The organism is Pseudoalteromonas sp. AOP31-A2-14, from assembly GCF_052378035.1.
Lineage (GTDB): Bacteria > Pseudomonadota > Gammaproteobacteria > Enterobacterales > Alteromonadaceae > Pseudoalteromonas.
The window spans coordinates 1,219,738-1,244,401 of the sequence record NZ_JBQSXI010000001.1; the positions used below are offsets into that span (position 1 = coordinate 1,219,738).

20 protein-coding genes are annotated in these 24,664 nt (G+C 39.0%); 8 read left to right on the forward strand and 12 right to left on the reverse strand.

The window, feature by feature from the left end:
• Window positions 1-306 precede the first annotated feature (306 nt).
• Together ACT3S9_RS05705 and ltrA are read left to right on the forward strand one after the other, a co-directional pair.
• A complete protein-coding gene (locus ACT3S9_RS05705) occupies window positions 307-1,842 on the forward strand; it encodes an acetyl-CoA hydrolase/transferase family protein (RefSeq protein ID WP_441836448.1) in 1,536 nt (511 codons plus the stop codon).
• Window positions 1,843-2,640: 798 nt separating this feature from the next.
• Window positions 2,641-3,915, forward strand: a complete 1,275-nt coding sequence (ltrA, locus tag ACT3S9_RS05710; protein WP_086960535.1) for a group II intron reverse transcriptase/maturase — start codon at window positions 2,641-2,643, stop codon at window positions 3,913-3,915.
• Between the two features lie 194 nt (window positions 3,916-4,109).
• Here the strand turns inward: ltrA and ACT3S9_RS05715 are convergent, their stop codons facing one another.
• The 7 genes from ACT3S9_RS05715 to ACT3S9_RS05745 form a co-directional block, all read right to left on the reverse strand.
• A complete protein-coding gene (locus ACT3S9_RS05715) occupies window positions 4,110-4,508 on the reverse strand; it encodes a hypothetical protein (protein ID WP_444750810.1) in 399 nt (132 codons plus the stop codon).
• A gap of 111 nt (window positions 4,509-4,619) precedes the next feature.
• Window positions 4,620-5,372 carry an IS21-like element helper ATPase IstB gene (gene istB, locus ACT3S9_RS05720; RefSeq protein ID WP_208835222.1) on the reverse strand — a complete coding sequence of 251 codons (753 nt, stop codon included), beginning with the start codon at window positions 5,370-5,372 and terminating at the stop codon, window positions 4,620-4,622.
• Window positions 5,365-6,858: an IS21 family transposase gene (gene istA / locus ACT3S9_RS05725; protein ID WP_443490040.1), complete on the reverse strand. Its 1,494-nt coding sequence runs from the start codon at window positions 6,856-6,858 to the stop codon at window positions 5,365-5,367. Before istA ends, istB begins: the two co-directional genes overlap by 8 nt.
• Window positions 6,859-6,945: 87 nt before the next feature.
• Window positions 6,946-7,713, reverse strand: a complete 768-nt coding sequence (locus ACT3S9_RS05730; RefSeq protein ID WP_441995312.1) for a Bcr/CflA family efflux MFS transporter — start codon at window positions 7,711-7,713, stop codon at window positions 6,946-6,948.
• A 101-nt stretch (window positions 7,714-7,814) separates the two neighbouring features.
• Entirely contained in the window at window positions 7,815-8,492 is a 678-nt protein-coding gene (locus ACT3S9_RS05735) for a response regulator (protein WP_441995310.1), read from the reverse strand.
• A 1-nt stretch (window position 8,493) separates the two neighbouring features.
• Window positions 8,494-8,931, reverse strand: a complete 438-nt coding sequence (locus tag ACT3S9_RS05740; RefSeq protein WP_441995308.1) for an ATP-binding protein — start codon at window positions 8,929-8,931, stop codon at window positions 8,494-8,496.
• A 46-nt stretch (window positions 8,932-8,977) separates the two neighbouring features.
• Window positions 8,978-9,928 carry a HAMP domain-containing protein gene (locus ACT3S9_RS05745; RefSeq protein WP_441995306.1) on the reverse strand — a complete coding sequence of 317 codons (951 nt, stop codon included), beginning with the start codon at window positions 9,926-9,928 and terminating at the stop codon, window positions 8,978-8,980.
• Between the two features lie 157 nt (window positions 9,929-10,085).
• Here ACT3S9_RS05745 and ACT3S9_RS05750 point away from each other — a divergent pair, with 157 nt between their 5' ends.
• The 4 genes from ACT3S9_RS05750 to tolC all read left to right on the forward strand — a co-directional run bounded on the left by ACT3S9_RS05750 (window position 10,086) and on the right by tolC (window position 16,593).
• A complete protein-coding gene (locus tag ACT3S9_RS05750) occupies window positions 10,086-11,231 on the forward strand; it encodes an efflux RND transporter periplasmic adaptor subunit (protein WP_441993321.1) in 1,146 nt (381 codons plus the stop codon).
• 12 nt (window positions 11,232-11,243) lie between these two features.
• Window positions 11,244-14,348, forward strand: a complete 3,105-nt coding sequence (locus ACT3S9_RS05755) for an efflux RND transporter permease subunit (RefSeq protein WP_441993320.1) — start codon at window positions 11,244-11,246, stop codon at window positions 14,346-14,348.
• Window positions 14,349-14,421: 73 nt separating this feature from the next.
• Window positions 14,422-15,177, forward strand: coding sequence for a DUF1499 domain-containing protein (locus tag ACT3S9_RS05760; RefSeq protein WP_441993318.1), 756 nt, complete (start codon window positions 14,422-14,424; stop codon window positions 15,175-15,177).
• Window positions 15,178-15,237: 60 nt separating this feature from the next.
• On the forward strand, window positions 15,238-16,593 hold the full coding sequence (tolC, locus tag ACT3S9_RS05765; RefSeq protein WP_441993316.1) for an outer membrane channel protein TolC: 1,356 nt from the start codon (window positions 15,238-15,240) through the stop codon (window positions 16,591-16,593).
• 418 nt (window positions 16,594-17,011) lie between these two features.
• On the opposite strand, the gene pelG is transcribed toward tolC, so the two are convergent.
• The 4 genes from pelG to nadK form a co-directional block, all read right to left on the reverse strand.
• Complete coding sequence (gene pelG / locus ACT3S9_RS05770; RefSeq protein ID WP_441993314.1) at window positions 17,012-17,392, reverse strand: exopolysaccharide Pel transporter PelG; 381 nt, start codon at window positions 17,390-17,392, stop codon at window positions 17,012-17,014.
• A gap of 81 nt (window positions 17,393-17,473) precedes the next feature.
• Window positions 17,474-17,788 carry a GRAM domain-containing protein gene (locus ACT3S9_RS05775; protein WP_441993312.1) on the reverse strand — a complete coding sequence of 105 codons (315 nt, stop codon included), beginning with the start codon at window positions 17,786-17,788 and terminating at the stop codon, window positions 17,474-17,476.
• A 672-nt stretch (window positions 17,789-18,460) separates the two neighbouring features.
• The gene (gene recN, locus ACT3S9_RS05780) at window positions 18,461-20,134 is read right to left on the reverse strand and encodes a DNA repair protein RecN (protein ID WP_441836322.1); all 1,674 of its coding nucleotides are present in this window, start codon (window positions 20,132-20,134) and stop codon (window positions 18,461-18,463) included.
• A gap of 465 nt (window positions 20,135-20,599) precedes the next feature.
• Window positions 20,600-21,484 (reverse strand): NAD(+) kinase, encoded by an 885-nt coding sequence (nadK, locus tag ACT3S9_RS05785; RefSeq protein WP_441836323.1) that lies wholly within the window; start codon window positions 21,482-21,484, stop codon window positions 20,600-20,602.
• Between the two features lie 108 nt (window positions 21,485-21,592).
• Here nadK and ACT3S9_RS05790 point away from each other — a divergent pair, with 108 nt between their 5' ends.
• A complete protein-coding gene (locus ACT3S9_RS05790) occupies window positions 21,593-22,558 on the forward strand; it encodes an HrcA family transcriptional regulator (protein WP_441836318.1) in 966 nt (321 codons plus the stop codon).
• A gap of 58 nt (window positions 22,559-22,616) precedes the next feature.
• A complete protein-coding gene (gene grpE / locus ACT3S9_RS05795) occupies window positions 22,617-23,231 on the forward strand; it encodes a nucleotide exchange factor GrpE (protein ID WP_441836319.1) in 615 nt (204 codons plus the stop codon).
• Between the two features lie 47 nt (window positions 23,232-23,278).
• Here the strand turns inward: grpE and ACT3S9_RS05800 are convergent, their stop codons facing one another.
• A complete protein-coding gene (locus tag ACT3S9_RS05800) occupies window positions 23,279-24,481 on the reverse strand; it encodes a Bcr/CflA family efflux MFS transporter (protein WP_441836320.1) in 1,203 nt (400 codons plus the stop codon).
• Window positions 24,482-24,664 lie beyond the last annotated feature (183 nt).

Sequence of the window (24,664 nt, forward strand, 5' to 3'; positions counted from 1 at the left end):
TATTATGTCAACTTATACTTTACTTGCGGCGCTGTAGCTCAGTAAAAGCGTATGTTATTATGTCAATTTATGCTTCAAACAACATTGGTTGTTTTAATTGATAAGCTTTAACACTTCAAAATATTTATTTAAATTACTAATCCTGATTGCTAATTACACTACTAGATAGTTGAAGTGATGTTTATGCATGATAGAAAGCTTTTGTTAAATGAATTTCTCATCCTAATTATGTGAATACGACTTAAGTATAGATTATTTGCTTCTAAGTAAAGATTAGAATAAGTAAAACTTAGAAAGGGGCTCAATATGAACTTAGAACGTATTCGCAATAGTAATCTGCATCAAAAAGTAATGTCAGCAGATCAAGCCAGCCAATTTATTAAAGATGGAATGACGGTTGGAATGAGTGGCTTTACTCGTGCCGGTGAAGCTAAAGCTGTACCTAGAGCATTGATTGAGCAAGTTAAAAACAATCCTATTAAAATAAATTTAATGACAGGTGCCTCTTTAGGTAATGATTTAGATAAGCTACTTACCGAAGCGGGAATTTTAGCTCGCCGTATGCCTTTTCAGGTAGATAGCACTTTACGTAAAGCGATTAATAACGGTGAGGTGATGTTTATTGATCAGCATTTATCTGAAACTGTTGAGCATTTACGTAATCACCAATTAACAATGCCTGATGTAGCTGTTATTGAAGCTGTAGCTATCACCGAAGAAGGGCATATAGTGCCAACTACTTCAGTAGGTAATTCTGCAAGCTTTAGTATTTTTGCAAAAGAAATAATCATCGAAATTAATATGTTACATAGCCCTGAGCTTGAGGGGTTACATGACATATACATTCCTTCTTATCGTCCAACCCGAACACCTGTGCCTCTAGTAAAGGTTGACGATCGTATCGGTAGTAAAGCTATTCCAATAGATCCTGCAAAAATTGTTGGTATTGTTTTTACTAACCAAAGCGATTCGTTTTCCACGGTTACTGACCCAGATCAAGAGACTGCATCAATTGCACGTCACTTAGTTAACTTTTTTAAAGACGAAGTGACTGAAAGTAGATTGCCATCTAATTTAGGGCCATTACAAGCGGGTATTGGTAACATAGCTAACGCAGTTATGATGGGGTTATTAGATTCTGATTTTGAAGATTTAACAATGTACTCAGAGGTATTGCAAGATTCGACATTTGACTTAATCGATGCTGGTAAGCTTAAATTTGCATCGGGGAGCTCAATAGTTTTATCAGAGCGTTGTAATGCACAAGTATTTAATAATTTAGAGCAATATAAAGATAAGCTTGTGTTACGCCCTCAAGAGATTTCGAATCATCCTGAAATAGTGCGCCGTTTAGGTATTATTGCAATTAACACAGCACTTGAATTCGATATATACGGTAATGTGAACTCAACACATGTGTGTGGCACTAGAATGATGAATGGTATTGGTGGCTCTGGTGACTTTTCTCGTAATGCGCATTTAGCTATTTTTGTTACTAAATCAATAGCTAAAAATGGCGATATTTCAAGTGTTGTGCCTATGGTTAGCCATGTTGATCATAACGAACACGATGTTGATATTTTAGTAACAGAGCAAGGTTTAGCTGATTTACGTGGCTTAGCGCCACGTGAGCGGGCTGTACAAGTTATTAAGCATTGTGTGCACCCAGAATATCGCGAAGCGATGTTAGATTATTATGAGCGTGCTTGTGATCGCGGTGGGCATACTCCTCATTTACTTGAAGAAGCGTTTAGCTGGCATATTCGTTTGGAGCAGGAAGGTAGTATGAAAAAAGCACCTGTAACGCAAAATCAAGATACTCCAGTACCGCTATCAGCCTAAGGCTGCTTTTGTTGAATAAGTAGCTAGTTTAAATAACGCTCTTTTATGGAGCGTTATTTTTTGTTTGCCCAGCGAAGCTGGCAAACCCGATAGGCTGAAAGATGCCTTATCACCCTGACTAAGGGGAAGATAATCTGAATGGCAAGGGCGTCACTGGCCAACGGTGGGGTCTGAAGGAAGCCATAAGAAGTTAGAGGTACACAACTAACCGTAACCTGTTTCGGCAGTATTGGTGGGTCAGCGTGCAAAATAGCGCAACGCCCTATACTTAGTCAGACCAATACTGTGCTTGAGGGTGGGATTTCTAACAGGGAGCCAGTGCAGTAACTGGGGAAGCCTGGCATCTAAACTTAATGAGAGTAAGTGGCCTAAATTCAAGGTGAAAGCCAAGATTTAGTGTCGGTGTGAGGTGGCAGATGAACCCGTAGTAGTGAGTAAGGCTAGGCCGATGAAAGCCAGTAATGGTGTGGAGGGGAAAACCAAGCCGACCATCAACATTATGTTTGATGGGGTCAACTTTAGCCAAAAGCTTTAATTGATTGCGAAGGGGGGAAGTATTCTTTAAGCGTATGAAAGACGGGAACTTTTGTTTATCGGCTCACAAGTATTTCGACGGAAATAGCCAAAATATGACGGCCAAACAGGAATGTAGACGCTGAGAATTGAAGGGCGAGCAATGGAGTAATGACTGACCACTTAGGCAGATTGCCAAAAAAGGCTAGCACACCTAATGTCATCATGAAGAATCAGCGATAAGTAGAGTGACACGAGCAGACATACCGCAAGCAAAGGCAGAAAATGACAGTTTACTACAGCTTGTACGGACAATTATTAGACATTAATAACCTGTACAAGGGATTCAAAAAAGTGAAAGCAGCTAAAGGAGCGGCCGGAATAGATAGGCAGACCGTAGGCGCATTCGCCCTGAATTTAGAAGCAAACTTAAAACAACTGCAACTTGAGCTGCAAACCAAGCAATATAGGGCACAACCTGTCAAACGGGTGGAAATACCCAAAGATGATGGCGGTGTCAGAATGCTAGGTATCCCCGCAGTTCGAGACCGAATAGTGCAACAAACACTATTGAACATACTCCAACCGATATTCGACATCGACTTTCACCCATCGAGTTATGGGTATAGGCCGAAACGAAGCTGTCATGACGCTATCAGTAAAGCAAGTGTATTTATCCGTAAATACCATCGCGACTGGGTCGTAGACATGGATTTGTCGAAGTGTTTTGACCTGCTTGATCATGCTTTGATAATTAGGAGTGTTAGACGCAAAGTGACGGACGGTAGTATTTTAAAACTGATTAATCAGTTCTTAAAAAGCGGAGTAATGATAGGTGAACACTGGGAGGCTAGTACGATAGGAAGCCCACAAGGTGGCGTAATTAGCCCGTTATTGGCCAATATCTACCTAGATGCTTTCGATCAAGAAATGAAAAAGCGTAATCACCGAATAGTGAGGTATGCAGATGATATCTTGATTTTGTGCAGCACAGAAAAAGCAGCGCAAGAAGCACTTAAGGCATCCACCCAGATACTAGAGCGAGACTTGAAATTAACCGTGAACCAAAATAAAACCCATATTGCTCATAGCAGCAAAGGAGTGAAGTTTTTGGGAGTAGAGATAGGTAGCCAGTGGACACGGATACAAGCATCAAAACTCATCGGGTTTAAACAAAAAGTGAAGCAATTAACAAAACGTAACGGCGGCATAAATTTAGCAGAAGTAATAAAACGGCTAAATCCAGTTGTGCGCGGTTTTGTAAATTATTTTAGTATAGCCAATTGTAAACGAGAGCTAAAAGCCTTGGCAGGTTGGATCAGACGAAGACTAAGGGCAATACAGCTGAGGTTGTGGAAGAAGCCATCAAGGCTACATCGACGACTAAAGCAGTTAGGAAAAAAGCCACCGTTTAAGTTCATTAAGATGAACTCGTGGCGTAACTCACTAAGCCCTTTATCTTGTGTATCGATGCCAAACCAATGGTTTGAGGAGCTTGGTTTATATCCAATAGAAAAAGTGAATACGGGATGGCTTGCTTTATCGGCGTTTAGGAAATAAGTTGATAAAATGTGAAGGGTACAGGAGCCGTATACGAGGTCCGTACGTACGGTTCTGTGAGAGGGATGAGGCATAAGCCTCACCCTACTCGATGCAATACACTATGTAGTAAATTAGCAGTTTAGTCATGGTGTTAGGAGAGTATTAAGTAAGTGCTAGCTCATATTGTAAATAGGTGAGGGGTCATCAACTATTTAAGCTTTAGATAGGTGGTTTAGTACGTATGCTTTATTTTTTACGAGTAACCATAAAGCCAAAACGAGAGCACCAATACTTAATTGAATAATACCTAAGTCACTAATAAGTGCATCTGGGCGTATTGACACAAGCATCATACCGGTTGCACCTGCAATCATTGAGAAAAACTGAATAACCGCAACCGCAGAGCCTGTATCGGTAGTTTGCTGCTCTAACATTAAATTAGTACCAGGTACGCGTGTAATAATAACCATAAGCGTGGCTGGAGCCGCAATAGCAGCAAATATCCAAGGCGAAAGATGTCCAATGTTAAGGGTAAGTACACCGCACAGCGTGAGTAATATAAAGCAGGTAGTAATTATTTTTTTCACTGATATAGTTTGAGAAAGCTTCATATAAATACTTGGGCCGAATGACGCACAAAGTGCATTAGCTGCAAATGCTATCTAGCGTCAATTAACTTGGCCGGTTCCGCGTCAATTATCTTGGCCGGTTGACACCGAATTTTATTTGCTCTTATTGAGCGCTGTTTTGCGTCGGTAACTTTCACCTTCGCAATGAATAATCGTTGCATGATGAACCAAGCGATCTATTGCCGCTACAGTCATCGTTGAATCATCAAATAGTTCATCCCATTGTTCGAATGATTTGTTTGATGTGATGATCATGCTGTGTCGCTCATAGCGATGGGCTATCAATTCAAACAGCACGCTCGTTTCCTGTTCCGTTTTTCGTACGTAACCAACGTCATCAACGATTAATAAGCTGTATTTATCGAGCTTTACAAGTTCGTCTTGCAAGCGTAAATGTCGCTTTGCTTGCTGGAGTTGTTGAACAATCGCTGACGCGGCAACAAACTTAACTTTATGGCCCTGCTCGATAAGGCCATAACCGATACTACTGGCGATATGCGTTTTACCAAGACCACTGGCGCCAAATAGCAATATATTGCCACCGTGCTTCAACCAATCCGGCTGATTTATTAAATCAGCAACAAGGGGCTTACTAACCCCATCAACAAGGGTAAAGTCGAAGCTGCTAAGGTGTTTACCCACGGGCAATTTTGCATCTTTTAAAAGCCGCTGAAGGCGTTTATCATCGCGTGTCGCAAGTTCAATATGGCACAGCTCAGATAAGTATTGCTGTGGGCTCCATTGTTCTTCTATCGCTTTTTTGCCCAGGGTATTCCACTGTTGAAGCATGGTGCTAAGCTTTAATTGTTTCAGCATTAAAGGTAACGAGGCCGTGAAGTTATCCATGTAGACCTCCCGGTATCATGCTGCTATAAGCGCTCAAGCTGTGTTGCTTTATTGTTATTGTGGGTATGTTTGATGCAATCACTAAAAATTGCGCTTCACATTCTCGGATGGCCGGTAATTGTCGCTGAGTAATTGACGCTGCTACAAATCGTCCTAATTGACGTTCGCACCCACTTTGTTTTGCTAAATGGAGCAGTTTTACCATGTAATAGCTCGCTTCATCCGCTAAAAGGTGGGCATTAACGTATTCCCAAATAGCTTTGTAATTGTCGCTTGGAAGTAAGTCGTCACGTAGTTGTGAGTAGCGAAATGCCAATGGTTTTTTAACCAGTGCGTCAATAACATGCAAGTAACTAATATTACGTGCACGGCATCCTTTAGAAGCATAGACACGCGCTAACGTTTGAACTAAATCGCTGCCATAGTGCAGCTCTAAACGGTTGTCATATAAACGAACCAGTAATCGGCTACCAATAAGGCGTGACGGGACGCTATAGGTAACACGTTTCAATGAAATAGTACTCGTACGTGACACCGTTAGATAATGCTCGGTGTAATTGACGCTCATCGTCCGTGGTAAAGCATGTAATTGTCGCTGCTCTACTGCGTATTTATCACTTACACGGCGATTACGGCGAGCTACAATGTCGGCAACAAACGATTCATAGACTTCTCTTGTCTGAAAGTCATAACTACCACGGATTTTTAATGCTTGCTCCAGTTGCGATTTAAGATGCCCATGAGGGCTCTCAATAGCCCCATTTTCATGCGCAATACCGCGGTTATTGCGGGTCGCTTTAAAGCCATAATGGGTGACTAATTCATTAAAGCGCTCTGTAAAATCGTTATCATTAGTGTGATTACGATAGGCGGCACTCAGACTGTCTGTACGCACTTCTTTAGGCACACCGCCGGCTGCTTTAAATGCGTTTTGCACGCCATCAGAAAAAGCAGCAAAGCTTTCACCGCCGTAGATCACTTGGGCGTAAGCCCAGCCACTGGCGGGCATACGATAATGAAACAACATATGCTTTAAGGGTTCACTAGCAATGGTAACGGGTGACTTCACATGTGTAAAATCACACATACCTAATAGGCCATACTCGTGTGTTTGCAGGAATACGACCTCTTTACTTGAGCCATACAGTGCCCGCCATTTATGAATTCGACGCTCTAATGTACGCCGTGAGCTAGGGTTAAATTTGTCGGTGTGAAACTCGCAAAGGTGATCAAAAATTCCCACCGGAGTTAACGTTGCATCACCTTGAAGTAGAGGGACAACAATACTGTCCCAGATAGACTCAAGTGGATCTATACGCGTTCGCCATTGGCGTTTATTAGACAATGGCTGCTCATCCAGTTTATCAATGCGCCTTGCTGAACGTTCTGAAATACCTGCTTTCGCAGCCGCGATAACTTGGCTATTACGTTTTCTATGTTTCATATAAATAGTGACCTGCTGATCAGTGATTCGTGTTCCCGGCACAGTGAACTCCTCCGTTCTGCTGTACCGAACCTTATCAGATCAACCGGCCAAGATAATTGTCGCTAGACCGGCCACCGTAATTGTCGCTTAATAAAATGCATAGCTAAAGGTTTGCTCAGATAAACCAAAGCCATCAATATAAATATACGAACCAGCCGCTAAAAACGCCATGAGTGTCATTGGGGGAATAGTAAAAATAACTAATAAAGAAAGCAAACGAGGGTTTTGTATTACAACAGCTAATCGACCCCAAGATTGAAGTATTGATCCCGTGAATTTACTTTGTAATGTTTCACGATAGGCAATAGCAAATAACATCGACATAGCACCAAACCCAGCTAGTACATAAAACATCATATGCCAAGAGCCTACTTTTAATAATAATGCACCAATTACCGGGGCAACCATTGGTGCGATTATCACTAACGACATGATAGTTGCTATGATCTTTTCTCGTTCTCGACCATCGTATAAATCCTTTACTATTGCTGTTGCTACAACGGTCACAGCGCTTCCACCAAAGGCTTGAATTAAACGAGCTGAAATAAGCATTTCTACTTTATTCGAAAGTGCGCAGAGTAAACTACCGACTACATAAATACTTAAGCCAAGTATTATTATAGGCTTGCGCCCATACTTTTCGCTTAGCGGCCCCCAAAATAGTAATCCAATTGCGTAGACAATAAAGTAAACGCTAAGTGTTAAATTAACCATTGCCTGATTAGTACTTAGCTTGTCGACCATACTCGGTAGTGCAGGTAAATATAAATCGGTTGTTAAAGGGGGAAAGGCACTAACAATAACTAAAAACAACAATGTACCTGTTTTACCTAAAATCGGCTGCTCTACTTTCACACTAAAACTCCAAAATAATGTAATACACAAGCTATACTCTTTCTGAGTATGGCACTTAATCGTGAGGGAAATATGGAGCTTTAAAAAGTAATCGGCTTAATTTAGTTTTCAAACTTATAACCCATGCCATAAATAGACTTAATACATTCAGATCCATCATTTATTGTGTGAAGTTTTCGGCGTAAATTCTTGATATGGCTGTCTACTGTTCTGTCGGTAACAATACGACTATCATGATATATTTTATCCATTAGCTGGTTACGGCTGTATATTTTGTTTTTATTATTAAATAAAAAGTGAAGTAACTTAAATTCCGCAGGTGTGAGTTTTAATGCTTTTTGATAGTAGTGAGCGGTCATTGCTTCTTCATTTATTATTAAGTTTTGAGTTTGCGGCTCTAAGGTATTTCGTCTTACTATATTTTTGACTCGAGCTACCACTTCTCTTGAGCTATAGGGCTTACAAATATAATCATCTGCCCCTAACTCAAGCCCTAGTAAACGGTCAATTTCTTCTACTTTTGCAGTCGCCATAATGACGGGAATACTGCTAAACGTTCTGAGTTCTTTGTATATATCAAGGCCATCTCGATGAGGAAGCATAAGATCTAAAATCACAAGGCTTGGCTTGTGCTCTTTTATCCAGTCTATAACCGTTAGCCCATCTGCAATTATGTGCGTATTAAACCCTGATTGTTGTAAATATTCAGACAATATTTGTCCAAGTGTTGGCTCATCTTCAACAATAAGAATTGTGTGAGTGTTATCTTGGAAATTCATATTAGTGACCTTCATTATATTGTTTTTTAAAGCTAACAATCATTGCTACACCGCCTAATGATGAAATTTGTGCGCTAATACTGCCATTATGTTGTTCAATAATATTTTTACAAATAGATAAACCTAAACCAGAACCACCAGAGTCTCTGCTACGCGATTGATCAACTCGGTATAAACGGCCGAATAATTTATCCAGCGCTGTTAATGGTACTGATGGGGAGCTGTCTTCTATCCATAGTTCAATAGTCTCTTTTTTGTTTTTTATACTCACTTTAATCATGCCTGGGTTGTCGGTATAGCGAATGCTATTTTCAAATACATTAACAAGTAATTGACGAATTAAGTCTTCATCTAAAAATAAAGTGACTTCATTAAGCATTAAATTGTTACTTTTTAGTGTTAGTCCTTTTGCTTGAGCGCGGGCTTCAAAGTTATACATTACACTGTTTACTAATTTATTGAGGCTGATGGGTTTTAATTGCATGTTATATATTGGCTTCGGATTTAGAAAGTACATATAAATCTTCTACTAACTTACCCAAATTTAGAACTTGTTGGTGCATTGAATCAATGTTTTTAGGCTCAGGTGTACGAATACCATCTTGAATGGCTTCTATTTCGCTGCGTAAAACGGCAATAGGAGTTCTTAGTTCATGAGAAATATCAGTGATCCACTGCTCTCGGGTACTTTTTTGTTGTTTTAAACTGATCGAAAGCGAGTTAAAAGCGTTGCCCAGCTCGGCAATTTCGTCTTTGCCTTTGGTTGCAATTTGGGTATTAAAATCGCCTTTTGCTAACGTAAGGGCACCTTGGTGTAATTGTTTTAATGGGGCTAAAAAATGACGAACTAAAAATACAGCACATATTAATGAAAATATACTTGCTAACCCTATTATTAAATAGAGATTTTGTTTTTGTTGATTATAAAAACTGCCAGCCAATGGACCAACAAGATAACTAGTTTGCTCAATAGCTAGCCAACCAATAATTTTTGTGTTTTTTATTATCGGAATTCTAGCAATATTAGACGTAGGATCGTTAGTTGGAGGTAACGTGCCAATAACCCATTTATCGTTTACATCAAGTACAAAAGCGCGATAGCTCGGAGGCCGAATACCATCTTCTTTTGAATATTTAAAATTGCGTTTAATATCGAGACTAATAATTGGTCGTGGTGGCAGTGGCTCACCAATATTAGTAAATAGTTTCTTCCAATGTTGTAAGTCTGAAGTTAAGGGTGTCCAGCCTGTTTTATCATCATAAAATTCTGCTATGGGTTTGGTAAGTTTTGATAGATTTTGCAACTCTGTTTGGTTTATATAGCTTTGAAATCCTTTATTAAAACTGTAATTGGTAAATAGTAAGATTCCAATCACCATTAACAAACTGGTAGTAAAAAGTGACAAAAACAACTTAGAAAAAATAGTTAAGCGCATAAACTTTTAACCTACAACCTATAAATGAACGTTAGTTTATATTTTATTTTGCAGTTTCGGAATCAAATAAAACAATCTCCTTTTTTTCTCCATATTTGCCCCTCTTTTAGTATCAATAATGAGGTATTCCTAATTAAAGCAAAGAGATTAAAGAGTAATGAAAGCATTTCGCAACTTATTTTTAATACCGAACTTATTAATTATCGTCTTAACACTAAGCGCCTGTGGCGAGGTTCAAAACTTACCAGATAATAAAAATGATGCTGTTAAGGTTGATGTTATTGAGCTTAAGTCGATTACGTATCAGCCGTCGGTTGAATTACCTGGTCGTGTATCTGCAATTAAAGAGTCTGAGGTACGTCCTCAAGTAAGCGGTATTATTAAAAGCCGATTATTTACCGACGGTAAAGATGTAAAAGAAGGCGATGTGCTTTATCAAATCGATCCGGCTATTTATCAGGCAAATGTAAACAATGCGCAAGCAAGTGTTAAAAAAGCACAAGCAGATCAAAAAGTAGCTAAAAAAACATTACTGCGCTATGAGAAATTGGCAAAAAATAATGTGGCTAGCCAGCAAGATTTAGATGATGCAGAGGCTAGTTATGAACAAGCATCGGCAGAGGTTAATGTAACTCAGGCTAACTTAGATTATAACAATATTTTATTGTCTTATTCTCAAGTTAAAGCGCCAATTTCTGGTCGTATTGGCATATCAACTGTATCAGAAGGTGCTTTAGTAACTGCAGAGCAGTCGTCATATTTAACAACTATTAAGCAGTTTGACTCAGTTTATGTTGATATGACTCAGTCATCATTAGCGCTACAAAAAATACGTAAAGAGCTTATAGGGCAAGAGAAAAAAGACGATATTGATGTCCCTGTTACTATTAAGCTTGAAGATGGCAGTGCGTATCCATTAAAGGGTTACCTTGAGTCATTAGATATCACGGTTGACCAATCAACAAGTAGTGTAACGCTGCGTGCAATTATGCCAAATCCCACTTTAGAATTACTGCCAGGTATATTTGTGCGAGCCACAATTATGGGGCCAGTAATGCAAAATATTAAGTTACTCCCACAGAGCGTTATTATTCGCAGCCAAAATGGTGCGCCTTATGTTTACGTTGTTAATGAAAATAACCAAGCGGTTAAAAAGGATGTCGTATTGGGACAAGAAATCGGTACTCAGTGGGAAATAAAGCAAGGTTTAACTGATGGCGACAAAGTGATCATCAATAGCTTTTTACAACTTAAAGATGGCGTTGCTGTAGTTATTGATCAAACGTCTACTTCTGACCAATAGTTGAGGTTTAATATGTCTGCATTTTTTATTAATAGACCTATTTTTGCTTGGGTGATTGCTATTGTGATCATGTTAAGTGGTATTTTTGCAATTAACTCATTGCCAATAGCGCAGTACCCCACAATAGCGCCGCCAGCAATTGAAATAAGCGCTTCTTATCCTGGGGAATCAGCTAAAGCTGTTGAAGACAGCGTCACGCAAGTTATCGAACAAGGCATGACAGGTTTAGATAACTTACTTTATATGTCATCTAAAAGTGATTCATCAGGGAGCGTGAGTATTACTCTTACTTTTAGCGCTGAAACCGACCCTGATATAGCACAAGTTCAAGTACAAAACAGCTTACAGCAAGTCGAAAATAGTTTGCCATCACAAGTGCAAGCGCAAGGTGTATCTATACGTAAAAATACCTCAGGCTTTATTTCTATGATTGCCATTTACTCACCAGACAACAGCATGAGTACCGGCGATATCCAAGATTACGTCAATTCATACGTTAAAGACCCTGTTAGTCGTGTGAGCGGTGTAGGTGATGTAAATGTATTTGGCCCATCGTACGCGATGAGGATTTGGTTAGATCCAACTAAACTCAATAGTTTAAAAATGACCCCAAGTGATGTTTACGATGAAATTGCTAAGCAAAACTCACAAGTAACACTCGGCCAGTTGGGAGGCGCGCCCTCAACCGACGACCAACAGTTTAACGCAACGATCAAAGCGCAAAGCCTGTTAACGAGTGTTGACGGATTTAAAAATATTCTTTTAAAAGTAAATACAGATGGCTCGCAAGTACGCCTTCAAGATGTGGCTACCGTAGAGCTTTCGAGCGAAAGTTTCAGTGCTATTCCTACCTTTAATGGTCAAGGTACATCAGGTATAGGTGTAACGCTTGCATCAGGTGCAAACACGCTTGATACCCAAGCAAGTATTGACGCTAAGCTTGAAGAACTTTCAAAAAGCTTTCCTAATGGCTTAAAAGTTGCCAAGGCGATGGATACAACACCGTTTATTAAGTTATCAATTGAAGAAGTTGTATACACCTTAATAGAAGCCATTGTTTTAGTATTTTTTGTTATGTTGTTATTTTTACAAAACTTTCGCGCAACACTTATTCCAACTATTGCAGTGCCGGTGGTACTACTAGGCACATTTGGTGTCATGTCACTTGCTGGATTTAGTTTAAATACCTTAACCATGTTTGGGCTAGTGCTTGCCATAGGTTTACTTGTTGATGATGCAATTGTTGTTGTTGAAAACGTAGAGCGTTTAATGCATGAAGAAGGTTTATCAGCAAAAGACGCAACGCGTAAATCAATGACCCAAATTACGGGTGCTTTAGTGGGTATTACCACGGTATTAGCGGTGGTATTTGTTCCTATGGCATTAATGGATGGCTCAACAGGGGCTATTTATCGTCAGTTTTCTGTAACGATTGTCTCTGCAATGGTGCTTTCGGTTATTGTGGCGCTTATTTTAACGCCAGTGTTGTGCGCTACTTTGCTTAAAGCACCAACGACGAAGGATGAACATAAAAAAAATTGGTTTTTTAAAACCTTCAACAAAGGGTTTAATGCGTTAGCTGGTTACTACAACGTATCGGTAGGGAAGGTACTAAAGCGTCCGCTTCGTTCGTTATCTGTTTACGCTTTACTATTAGTTGCGTGTGGTTTTATTTATCAATCATTACCAAGTTCATTTTTACCTGATGAAGATCAAGGTAATTTTACGGTAATGGTGCAGTCACCTAATGGTTCTACATTAAAGCAAACAGCAGAAGTGATGCAAGACATAACAGATTATTATCAAGAAAATGAAAAAGATACTGTAAATACTGTTTTTGGTGTATCAGGGTTTAATTTTTCAGGGCGTGGGCAAAACGCAGGAATGGCCTTAATTGGGTTAAAAGATTGGTCAGAACGCACTGAAGCGGGTCAAGATGTTAATGCAATTATTGAGCGCACGATGGCGCATTTTAAAGGGTACAAAAAAGGCTCTGTAATTGCTGTTAATCCACCGTCAATACGCCAGCTAGGTAATGCAACAGGCTTTGACTTTTATCTTGAAGATATGGCTGCTATTGGTCACGATAAGCTATTAAGTATTCGTAATCAGCTGATAGAAGAAGCTAATCAGCACCCCGCGTTACAAAAAGTAAGAGCTAACGGACTCGAAGATAATGCTCAGTTTGTACTCGACATTGATTATGAAAAAGCTAAGGCGCTAGGTATTGATTTTGACGATATAAATAATACGCTATCAATCGCATGGGGTTCGTCATATGTGAATGACTTTATTGACCGAGGACGCTCTAAAAAAGTATATATTCAAGCACAAGCCCAGTACCGCATGACACCTGAAGATATTGACGCCTGGTATGTACGAAATGGTGATGGAAACATGGTGCCTATTAATGCATTTAGCTCGTCTCACTGGGAAGAAGGCTCCCCACAGTTAATTAGATATAACGGTAATACAGCGTTTGAAATAGTGGGAGAAGCGGCGCCTGGTTACAGCACCGGTGATGCGATGTCAGTAATTGAAAGTATTTCAAATCAGATAAGCCAAGATACAGCGGTTAGTTGGACAGGCACATCATATCAAGAGTTAGAGGCAGGAAATCAAGCGGCTATTCTTTATGCTGTATCAATACTGATGGTGTTTTTATGTTTAGCGGCATTGTATGAAAGTTGGAGTATTCCTATATCTGTTATTTTAATTATTCCACTGGGCGTTCTAGGCGCATTAGTCGCTACTTACTTTAGGGGCTTGGAGAGTGATGTGTATTTTCAAGTTGGGGTATTAACCACCATTGGTTTATCTGCAAAAAATGCCATTTTAATTGTCGAATTTGCAAAAGAGTTAATGGAAAAGGGGGCGAGTGTACTTGATGCTGCCGTTCAAGCATGTCGTATGCGTTTACGACCTATTATTATGACCTCAATGGCATTTGTTTTAGGCGTATTACCACTGGTTGTCAGCTCTGGTGCAGGTGCAAATTCAAGGCAGGCCATTGGTACATCTGTTATGGGGGGAATGCTATCTGCGACCTTATTAGTTATTTTCTTTGTGCCGTTATTTTTTGTTTTAATACAAAAGTATGTAAGTAAATCAGAGTAATTAATAATACTAATCCATTTTAATCGTTGCTATTAAAATGGATTAGTAGGCCACTTAGGCTATAGGATAAATAATGATGAAAATGAATGTTGCGTGTGCAAAGTTTCCCAATATAGCGTTAGTTATAGGTGTTTTATTTGCTGCTATTGCAACCTTAATGGTATTTGGGTGTTCCTTAGGGTTTTGGGATGCAATAACAGGATTTAGAGCAAGTAATAATTATAATAATTTATTAGGCTACAGCGTACTTGCTTTAGCACTACTTTCATTAATATACAGCGTTAAATACCATATAAATAAAGGGATATTAAAGTCAGTAATTACGCTTCTAATTGGCTTAGGTATTTTAGCCCCGAGTGTTATTAATATTTTTAGCAACTCTGAAAAATTTCCACCAATACATGACATAACCACTAATATTGAACAGCCTCCAGAGTTTGAGTTTTTAATCGAAAGTCATGAGGGTAGAAAAAACTCATTAATTTATGGCGGCGATAATATCGCAAAACAACAGAGACAAGCTTACCCAAATATTCAACCAATTCAATCAGAGCTAAGTGTTGAGGGAGCGTACCTTCATGCGCTAAATACGGCTTATGAAATGCAGTGGAAAATTGTTTATCAAAACCCAAGTCTACTCAGTTTTGAAAGCATTGCACAAACCCCTTTTTTTAACTTTTCAGATGATGTAATTGTAAAGATCACTGCTTATAAAAAAGGAAGCCAAATTGATATTCGCAGTGTGTCGCGTATTGGTCGGGGTGATAGGGGGGTTAACGCTAAGCGTATTCTTGAATTCATTAAACTATTTAAAACAAACACTTATTAATTTTTATTACCGTTTATTACATTGCTATTAATTTAACGTTGTTTAAGGATTCGATTCTAAATGAAAAAATATATTTTTGCTGTGGTACTTTGTTTACCTAGCTTATTTATTATGAAAACTGCGAGTGCAGATAACTTGTTAGAAGTTTATGAAGTTGCTATTGCTAACGATCCGACTGTGTTAAAAGCAAAAGCTGACGCTGAGGCGCAGTCTTACGAAAGTGATACTGCAATGAGTGCTTTGTTACCGCAAATTGGTTTAACCATGGGTTATACAAAAAGTAACTCAACCTCATTTCAAAGTGTGGGCGATTTAACAAATCAAGTTGAGGTGCAAAGTGATGCTGATGCGTTCTCTCGGGGCATTACCTTAAGTCAAACTCTATTTGATTTAGGAGCATGGAACACATTAGATATTGCAGACAAACAAGCACTGCAAGCAACCGCTCAATACGACGAAGCTAAGCAAAATTTAATCGTACGCGTTGCTCAAGGGTACTTTAATGTATTAAGTGCACTTGATGATCTTGAGTTTACTCAGGCCGAAAAGCGTGCAATAAACCGCCAGCTAGAGCAAACAAAACAACGTTATGCCGTTGGGTTAACAGCTATTACAGACGTACATGAAGCACAAGCGCAGTACGACAACTCGGTCTCTCAAGAGATCATTACGAGTAACTCAGTCGAAACAGCCCGTGAAGAACTGCGTGAAATAACAGGTAAATATCATGCAAAGCTAAGCTTTTTAAATACAGATAATTTTTCAATGGTTAAACCTGTAAAACGTTCAAACGATTTTGTTAAAGTAGCCCAAGGAAAAAACATTAGCTTACAAGTCTCCAAAGTAATGGTTGGCATAGCTAAACAGCAAATTAAATTAGCACAAGCTGGGCATTATCCAAAGCTTACATTAGATGCAACATACGGAGATTCACTCAGCGATGGAACTATTAACAATGTAAACTTTAACGACCAATCACGCAGTGACTCAAGTTCTGTAGGTATTAACCTTAGCGTTCCTTTATATTCAGGTGGTGCGACCGCAGCTGCAACGAACCAAGCGCGCGCATTTTATGTATCTGCAAGCCAAGATCTAGAAACAAATCTTCGTGCAGTGACACGCTCTATAATAATATCTTATAACCAAGTTGTATCTGATATTGCAACGTATAAAGCACTAGAACAAGCTGTTGTTTCAGCGCAAAGTGCGCTAAAAGCCACAGAGGCGGGCTTTGAAGTAGGTACTCGAACTATTGTTGACGTACTCGTTAGTACACAAAGCTTGTATGATGCAAAACGTAACTTAGCCGATGTGCGTTATCAATATGTGCTATCGACCCTTAGCTTAAAGCAAGCAACAGGGACACTAACAGGCGATGATTTAGTCGCAATTAATGAGGGCTTAAAAGCGCTCTAGGCACTTATTTTGTGTTCAAATAGCAAGTGTATAATAAGTTAAATATGAGCAATTAATATCGAATCTACATGGCAAGATTAATGGAAGAGATGAAGTATGGAATGTCTTATCCAAAATAGCGCCTAGATATTAAGCCCCAGTGAAGTGCTGAGTTCTACATCTTCAGGTTATTTAGTATATAAGGTGCAGGCAGGTTTCCATGGCGAAATTCAGATCCTTATTTTGGCATATGGCTACCATTAATAGGCGGTTTAATTCATGGTAAAAAATGGAATCTACCTGGTTTATTATTGCTCACATAATTACTTAGTTTATACACATTAATAGTGCCAAAAGTGATTAAAGTTTGCCAAGAATAAATACGCCATTCACTCTAAGAGAACGGCGTGAACATCATATATTCAGCTTTTTATATTATTTATTGCAGCATAAAGGTTTCGTATTCTAGCTCTTCAAATTGCTTTGAAAGCCAAAATAATCCGACTACCGAGGTAATTATAGTGGCTAATGCAAAGCCATAACCATAAAACTGCGGGCCTAAGGCTATTGATAGTAAAGTTAAAACAATATTTATTAGTAAAAATAACCCAGCTAAAAAAAGTACTGTTGAGCGTTTATCTAAATAAAACAAAACATTTAAAATAGATAAAAATATAACCTGTACGCCTACACCGACCACATCAATAAATACTAACGTTTTATAGTTGGGATCAATACCAATAAAAGTCAGTATCTGTTCACCCCATAATAATAAGCATGTTTTAGTTAAGTATTTCGGCGCTGGTATAAATCTGTTCATTATCCAGCACATAGTTTGGGATGACTTTTCGGCTGGTGGCTGGGTCTGTTTACATAGGAAAAAGAAAGGCTAGTTCACAACTTAGCTTTTAAGAAAACTTAACCACTCATCAGGCTCAGCTAAAATAAATTCAATATTGTGATTTTCTTGGGTTGTAATTTTAATACTGTTGCGGTTAATGGAAATTATGTCAGCAGCTTTGGTAGAAGACTTTTCAACGTGGACTATTGATTCCAGTTTAATTGCATATGAGCCTAATTGAAGCTGCTTATTTAACGCTTTAAAATGCAGTAAGTGGTCAGTTAAAGTTAAACGGCCATCAGCTTTAGCTACACCTAACTGCAATGTCGCGTAGCAACTTTTAAGTTGAGTTACTTTGTCTAGTGCTGCATTCATTTTCGCTCCATGATGGTCACATGTTGTTATTATTTTTTAGAGTGTAATTGGCTAATTTAAATGTGTCAATAATGTAAAATAAATGTTTTTATCTGGTCGTTTTTGCTCATATTATAAAAAATATCGTTGTTTTTTATCTTTAATTTGTTGTTTTTTAAGTGATAAGTAGGCACTGATAGTCAGTAACACTTGAAACAACGATGAGATTATAATTATATTTGAATTCAATGTTCTAGATAAGTTATTAGCTAAATTTAACTCTGTAACCCAGGCCAAAGTAAGCATTAAAATTAAAGCTATATGTAAATAGCGTTGTAAACTTATTTTAAAGGTGAGGTTTTTCCAATAGCTTAAAATAATTAACATAACGCTAATTATTGGCACAATAATAATAAAGCTAAAAATAGAGCTGTGTTTAGCCGGTATAATGCTCTGATTTGCCTCAATATGATTACAAGCATTAACAAGACTTGCTAAAAATAAAACGTTAGTTGCTTTTATTATTTTTTTAACATGCTGGTTTTCTTAGTTAAAATTAGTGAAACGAGGTTGTACTTAATGCCATGAGCAAACGCAGCTTTTGGTACAAAGCTGGCTTGATTGTTTATAAATAAAAGCAAGACTAGACCGAATAAGTTTCAACCCTTTAAGGTTAACAAGCCCTAAGCAAGCTTACCCATGTGCCATGATCAACTCTTTTGCGTTTGCTCGGGCGGTTTTACTTATGTTGTCGCCTGCGAGCAGCCTTGCTATTTCATCAACTCGGCCTGCTTTGTTCAATGGCAGCATGTGGGTAAAGGTTTCGTCATTAGCTATTTCTTTGGCAACAAAAAATTGTTGATGAGCAGAGCTTGCAACTTGCGGTAAATGAGTAACGCAAATTACTTGTGTGGATTGTCCTAACTGGCGTAATAGCTTACCAACAGCTGAGGCGGTTGGACCTGAAATACCTACATCCACCTCATCAAAAATAAGCGTAGGTGTAGTTACTTTTTGCGCTATTATCACTTGAATAGCTAAGCTGATACGTGACAGCTCACCACCCGATGCAACCTTTGAGAGCGGCTGTAGGGGTTGTCCGGGGTTGGTTGATACTAAAAACGATACGGTATCAAACCCTAAGCTGTTTGGGGGGCGCCCAGGCTGAGGTGTCAGGGAAATTTCAAATACGCCATTTTCCATTGATAAATGCGCCATGCTTTCGCTAATAAGCGTATTTAATGTTTTAGCAGCTATTAGGCGGCTATCGCTTAATGCTTGAGACGCTTTGATATATAAGTTTAAAGCGTGTTCAATTTCGCATTCAAGCTCAGCCAATCGGGATGAATTATTACTGATTGATTCTAGTTCTTGTGCAATATCTTGGTGAAAATCAACCAATTGTTCGGGCTTTATATGATGTTTGCGGGCTAAATCCATCGCGCCTGTTAAGCGTGTTTCAACTTCATCTAGCCGGGCAGGATCAAGATCGCTTTGTTCAGTGTAGCCACGTATTTCTCGGCTGGCTTCTTCAACTTGTACCGCAGCCTCTGCTAGTAGTGCTGCAACGCTTGATAGGTTTTCGTCGTAATTAGCTAGTTCAGCGAACTGTTGGGCGCTGTGTTGTAATAGTGAGCAGGCATTTTGCTCATCACTTTCATACAGTGCTTGTAGCTCACGTTGGCAGGCTTCTATTATTGTTTGACTATGGCTTAACTTATAATGCTCGGCTTCAATTTCTACAAATTCATCTGGTTGTAGTGCAAATTCATCAAGCTCAGCAACTTGATATTCTAGTAGCTGTTTTTGTGCCGCTTGCTGTTGTTGTTGCTGCTCAAGCCGGGTAAATTCTTTTTGTAAAGACTGGTATTCATTGCAGCTATGACGTACTGATTCTATGAGTTCAGAGTGGCCTGCATATTCATCAAGGAGCTGCAATTGGTGCTCGCTTTTTAATAAGTGTTGATGCGCATGCTGGCCATGGATTGAAATTAAATATTGGCCAAGTTCTTTAAGCTGTGTAGCTGTGACAGGACTGCCGTTTATATAGCTTTTACTACGACCATTTTTACAAATAACACGCCTGAGCAAGCACTCTTGCTCGTCATTTGAGAGCATGTTTTCTGTTAAAAATGCGTTAGCAAGAGGGAGTTGAGTGAGGTCAAACTCGGCGCATATTTCGGCGCGGTCAGAGCCTGGGCGAACGGCTGAGGCTTCAGCGCGCTCACCTAAGCACAGTGATAAAGCATCAATTGCAATTGATTTACCTGCGCCCGTTTCGCCAGTTATAGCGCTCATGCCGGCGTGCCATTCTGTGCTTAAGTTACTTACAATTGCAAAATCTTTAATTTCTAAACCAATTAACATACTGTTCATCCATCCAGTCATTTAACTGTCAATTTATACAGTGTTTTTACTTTTTGCAAATTAAATTTCAGCTTTTATACAATGAAAGTTACTTTTTTGAACGCTATATTATTCAATTTTTTATTATTATCAAGAGCATCTGAGCATAAAGAAGGTATTTTAAGCATGGTAATTAATACAGGGAAAATTTAGTTATAAAACACTTTATTAAAAGTAATACCGGTTTGAATTCGCTTTGCAAAAATGCCTAGACGTTGCGTTAGTTCGTCGTGTGTATCTGTGAGGTAGGATTTGGTTAGTTCATTGCTTGCCTGTTTTGTTTGCTAGGTTATTAAATAAGACCCAAGCAAGAAGGTAGAGGCAATAGAGCAAAAAACTTCAAGCGGATATTGTTATTATTTTTTGCTGATAACGAATGGTCATTTTTAGGTGTTTTGCGCTAAAGGGTTAGTTAGCGCAATAAAGTTAGTATAAACGGCTGCCCCAATTTAATTTGGTACGCAATACATGATAATAAGAGTAGTCTTTTGGATGAATAAGCCTTAATTTTTTATCGGCTTTTTTTATCACTACTTCATCACCAGGTAATACTGCAAGCACCACGTGACTATCACAACTGACTTGCAAGCTGTCGGTGTTATCAAGGCTGAGTTTTAAACGTACTTCGTTATCGGCATCAATTACTAGTGGGCGACTTGATAAGGTATGTGGAAACATTGGTACTAACGAAATCGCATTTAATTCAGGGGTTAAAATTGGCCCGCCTCCAGAAAGAGAGTAAGCAGTAGAGCCCGTTGGAGTAGAAACAATTAAGCCATCAGATCGCTGAGAAAACACAAAAGCGTCATTAACAAAAGCCTCAAATTCAATCATATGCGCTACTTTATCGGCATGTAGTACGGCTTCGTTAACAGCCGAATTTGCACTTTTAAGCTCAGCATGGCGGTATACTTCAACTTCTAATAAGAAGCGATTTTCTTCAATGTATTGGCCGCTTAGTACTTGCTCTAGGCTTGCTTCAAAGCCTTCTGGGTCTAAATCAGTTAAAAAGCCTAAGTTGCCTCGGTTAACGCCAATAACCGCGACATTAAAACGCGCTAATACGCGAGCTGCGCCCAGCATATTACCATCACCGCCAACCACAATAGCTAAATCGGCTTGTTCTCCAAGCTCTATTAATTTAACTAGCTTTTGGCGTGGTACATCTTTCAACTGATGGCCGGTACGTTGTTCAACTATTACCGTAAACCCGAGCGCATTTAAGAATGTATATAAACGCTGTAATGTTGCAGCAGCATTTACATGATTTGGTTTGCCTATTAAGCCAATTGTTTTAAACGGTGATTCCATGTTAAATACATCATTAGTATGAATATCAGTAGAGTAACGTAAAACGAGCAGCTTTGAAAATACAGATTTTACACTTGAAAAAATCTTTTCAGCCCCGATATACGTTGTATGCATAAAGATGTAGATACCATGATTTTAAATCCACGCGATCAACAAATATTTTCCGCCGTTATGAGCATGTATTGCAACGGTGAAGGCCTTCCAGTGGCATCAAGCCGGATTGCAAAACAAAAAGGTATGGCTGTGTGTTCTGCGACAGTAAGGAGTGTTATGGCACGTCTTGAAAAAGTAGGGCTTTTATATTCACCGCATACATCAGCGGGGCGTGTGCCTACCAATGCCGGCTTTGACTATTGGCTGGATGAGTTCTTTCCACTTGCTGAAATTGCCAGTTATTGGGAACCTAAACAAGCTGAACTTGTTGAGCTTGCTCATGGTTTGAGTCAACGCTATCAAGTATGTTGTTGTGTGGGATTACCGCAAGTGAGCTCGCAGCAAGTATTTAGAGTAGAAGTACTTGATTTTGATAGTAGCGATTGGCTTGTACTTATTCTTGACAGAGCCGGGCAAAGCCACAATATTTGTATTCATAAACCTGATGATGCAAGCGATACGGTTCGTTACCATTTTGCAACGTGGCTGAATACTGTATTTAGTCAGCAAACTTTAATGGAAGGTTTGTATCGCATGCAAGCGATGGCGAATACGGCACCACGAAATTGTCATTCATCATTGAATCAGTGGACGAGGGAATTAAGCCATAAACTGGGATCCGACAACAGTATTGTGGTGGGAGAGCATTACCTTTATAAAAAAATTGATTGCGAGCAAAATTTAAATATTGGTGTTTCTTTTTTAAATTATGTTGAAGATAAACTGGCCTTTAGGAATGGTTTGTCGGTACTCGGTGCTGGACAACTTCCTTTTAGTGAGTGTGATGAGTTAATTACGATAAGTGTTCCTTATTTTCAAAACCAAGGATACCAAAGCCGCTTTTGTGTTATTTGCCCTAAATCGGCGCAAATTGAAGCAATCATCCAAGAATTTAAACTAATCGAGTCGATGAGTACTTGAATCTTTTCATTCAATCCCCATAATTACCGCAGTTATAAAGAATTGGAGTAAATTAATTATGTCTGAGCAGACAAAGACACCAGAGCAAGAAGCACAATTAAACGAAGAGTTTGAGCAAATGCAAGCAGAGGTTGATGCTGCCGTTGATGCAGCAGATGGTGTTGAAAATGAAGAAGCATCAAGCCCAGAAGCTGAAATCGCTATGCTATATAGCGAACTTGAATCGGCTAAACAAACAATTTCTGATCAAAAAGATGGTGTTGTGCGTGCCGCAGCTGATGTTGAAAATATACGTCGTCGTGCAGCGCAAGATGTTGAAAAAGCACATAAGTTTGCACTTGAAAAATTTGCCAACGAACTACTACCAGTAATTGATAATCTAGAACGTGCGATTGAGTTTTCGGATAAAGAAAACGAAGCATTAAAGCCGTTACTTGATGGTATCGATATGACAGTTAAGAGCTTTAATGAGGCGGTTGCTAAGTTTGGTGTTGAAATTGTTAACCCAGAAGGCGAGCAATTTAACCCTGATTTTCATCAGGCGATGTCTATTCAGCCAAGTGATGATGTGTCAGCAAATACGGTATTAGCTGTTATGCAAAAAGGTTATACATTAAATGGTCGTTTATTACGCCCTGCAATGGTGATGGTATCTAAAGCCACTGACGCTTAGTTTGCTTTTTTAAATGTGTCTGGTTAAATAAGTTTATAAAATGCCCGTTAAATACGGGCATTTTTTTTCTCTCGAGCACGATGCAAAAGCTGAGCAATTAAGGTAAGTACTAACGCGCTAAACATTAAGCTTGAAAAAGGTACCGCGTTTTGTGCATGCATCAGCGCAAGTATTGGTCCAACTAACGCACCACTACCAAACCGTAAAGTACCAATGACTGCGGTTGCGGTGCCTGAGTTTTTCTCAAACTCCATTAAAATAAGTGCATCTGCGTTACTGGCTATTACCCCTAAGCTCATCATTAGTGGTGCAATTGCGGCAACTACATAAAATAACGGGAAGCGCAAAATACTAAAAGTAAGTAAGGTACTGCCGGCGATAAAACCAACTGTAAGCCCATAATAAAGCATTTTACGTGAGCCAATACGCGGTACTATACGGGTATTTAAAAAGTTACCAAACATGAGTGCCATGACATTAAAAGCAAACAGTACACCAAATAGTTGCTCTGAGACTTTAAAGTAATCAAGATAAACAAAAGGTACAGCGGTTAAAAAGCAAAAAAAGCCAAACGATACAAACATTGAGCTGGCAATATCAGCGTGAGCCCCTTTATTTTTAAATACCGTTTTGTAGCTATCAAAAAATAATGCAAAGCCTTTTAATGGGCTTTTAAAAATAGGGATATCAATAAGGTAAATTTGTACAAAGACTAAAATAGCCAAGCTGTAGCTTGCCAGAACCAAAAAGATAGTTTGCCAATGTGAAAAGCCCATAATAGCTGAACCCACCGTTGGGGCTATAAGCGGTGCGACCATCATGATCATCGAAACATACGACATACCCTTTGCAGTGTCTTTTTGGTAAATATGACGAATAATGCCGGGAACGACAACCGTTGCTGCGGCGCCAGTAAATGCTTGTAAAATGCGCAGACCCCAAAATAAATGAATGTCGTTACAAAAAGCCAGTGCCAATGAACTAATCGCGAAACCAATTAAGCCTATTTTTGCAAGTACACGGCGGCCAATTTGATCAGCGATGGGCCCAAAAAATAGCATGCCAAGAGAGTAACCGGCTAAATATAAACTGAGAGATATTTGCACGTTTGGCATATCTGTATTGAGATCATTTGCAATCACTAGCATGGCTGGCAAATACATATCAATTGCCAAAGGAGTAATAGCAACAATACTTGCTAATAATGGCAGTAAAAGGCGTTTATTAAAAAATGCCGGAGAGTCTTGCATAATCTACTCTAATAAATAAAAGGCTCTTATAGTGTAACAGTACGATGAATGCCTGGGTACTTAGTTTGCCTGCTAAGTTTATTCTTTAGCCTTGCAGTTAAGATGTTCTTTTATTATATATTGCATGGTGATGTTAAATAGTTTTTGGTTTGTTATATTACATTTATTATACATGACTTTGAG

Excerpts from the sequence above, each read along its gene's own strand:
- ACT3S9_RS05705 (WP_441836448.1), top strand. The coding sequence starts at position 307 with ATGAACTTAGAACGTATTCGCAATAGTAATCTGCATCAAAAAGTAATG.
- ltrA (WP_086960535.1), top strand. The coding sequence starts at position 2,641 with ATGACAGTTTACTACAGCTTGTACGGACAATTATTAGACATTAATAAC.
- ACT3S9_RS05715 (WP_444750810.1), bottom strand. The coding sequence starts at position 4,508 with ATGAAGCTTTCTCAAACTATATCAGTGAAAAAAATAATTACTACCTGC.
- istB (WP_208835222.1), bottom strand. The coding sequence starts at position 5,372 with ATGGATAACTTCACGGCCTCGTTACCTTTAATGCTGAAACAATTAAAG.
- ACT3S9_RS05735 (WP_441995310.1), bottom strand. The coding sequence starts at position 8,492 with ATGAATTTCCAAGATAACACTCACACAATTCTTATTGTTGAAGATGAG.
- ACT3S9_RS05740 (WP_441995308.1), bottom strand. The coding sequence starts at position 8,931 with ATGTATAACTTTGAAGCCCGCGCTCAAGCAAAAGGACTAACACTAAAA.
- ACT3S9_RS05745 (WP_441995306.1), bottom strand. The coding sequence starts at position 9,928 with ATGCGCTTAACTATTTTTTCTAAGTTGTTTTTGTCACTTTTTACTACC.
- ACT3S9_RS05750 (WP_441993321.1), top strand. The coding sequence starts at position 10,086 with ATGAAAGCATTTCGCAACTTATTTTTAATACCGAACTTATTAATTATC.
- ACT3S9_RS05755 (WP_441993320.1), top strand. The coding sequence starts at position 11,244 with ATGTCTGCATTTTTTATTAATAGACCTATTTTTGCTTGGGTGATTGCT.
- ACT3S9_RS05760 (WP_441993318.1), top strand. The coding sequence starts at position 14,422 with ATGATGAAAATGAATGTTGCGTGTGCAAAGTTTCCCAATATAGCGTTA.
- tolC (WP_441993316.1), top strand. The coding sequence starts at position 15,238 with ATGAAAAAATATATTTTTGCTGTGGTACTTTGTTTACCTAGCTTATTT.
- pelG (WP_441993314.1), bottom strand. The coding sequence starts at position 17,392 with ATGAACAGATTTATACCAGCGCCGAAATACTTAACTAAAACATGCTTA.
- ACT3S9_RS05775 (WP_441993312.1), bottom strand. The coding sequence starts at position 17,788 with ATGAATGCAGCACTAGACAAAGTAACTCAACTTAAAAGTTGCTACGCG.
- recN (WP_441836322.1), bottom strand. The coding sequence starts at position 20,134 with ATGTTAATTGGTTTAGAAATTAAAGATTTTGCAATTGTAAGTAACTTA.
- nadK (WP_441836323.1), bottom strand. The coding sequence starts at position 21,484 with ATGGAATCACCGTTTAAAACAATTGGCTTAATAGGCAAACCAAATCAT.
- ACT3S9_RS05790 (WP_441836318.1), top strand. The coding sequence starts at position 21,593 with ATGCATAAAGATGTAGATACCATGATTTTAAATCCACGCGATCAACAA.
- grpE (WP_441836319.1), top strand. The coding sequence starts at position 22,617 with ATGTCTGAGCAGACAAAGACACCAGAGCAAGAAGCACAATTAAACGAA.
- ACT3S9_RS05800 (WP_441836320.1), bottom strand. The coding sequence starts at position 24,481 with ATGCAAGACTCTCCGGCATTTTTTAATAAACGCCTTTTACTGCCATTA.